This is a genomic window from Vibrio sp. 10N.222.52.B7, from assembly GCF_041474275.1.
Lineage (GTDB): Bacteria > Pseudomonadota > Gammaproteobacteria > Enterobacterales > Vibrionaceae > Vibrio > Vibrio crassostreae_C.
In genome coordinates, this window is record NZ_JBFRTU010000180.1 from 1 (window position 1) to 396 (window position 396).

At 44.7% G+C, this 396-nt stretch carries 1 pseudogene; it reads right to left on the reverse strand.

Annotated elements, in window-relative coordinates:
• Positions 1-396: pseudogene (locus AB4512_RS22180) on the reverse strand (sensor histidine kinase); the annotation flags it as partial.

Here is a 396-nt window from a genome sequence, read left to right on the forward strand (position 1 = left end):
TAGGGACTCAAGATGAAGCTCTCCAGCCATGAACGATTGTCATCAATTTGGTAGCTAGAAAAAGGCTGTTCTGTCGACAAATGTTGAACACCAGCGATAAACACGCCATCAGATGAAGCGCCCTTCTCAAGCTTATACACCGCAATGTTGTTTTCGAGTAGCCGATGAGGGTTGGCCTCTAAAACATGAATCAATCGCTCACTCGAATCGTAAGTCAAAATACGCTGATACTCGGTCGACATAGACGTAAGGATCTTCTTTTCCGTTTGGTAAAGGTCGAAAAAGAAGATAGCCCCAACAATCAGTTCCACCAGCAGCAAGCAGAGCAGTAAGGTCGACATAAAGCGAACCAACAAATGTCTCTGCGTTTTAGCAAGTGCCTGTTCAATACTACGA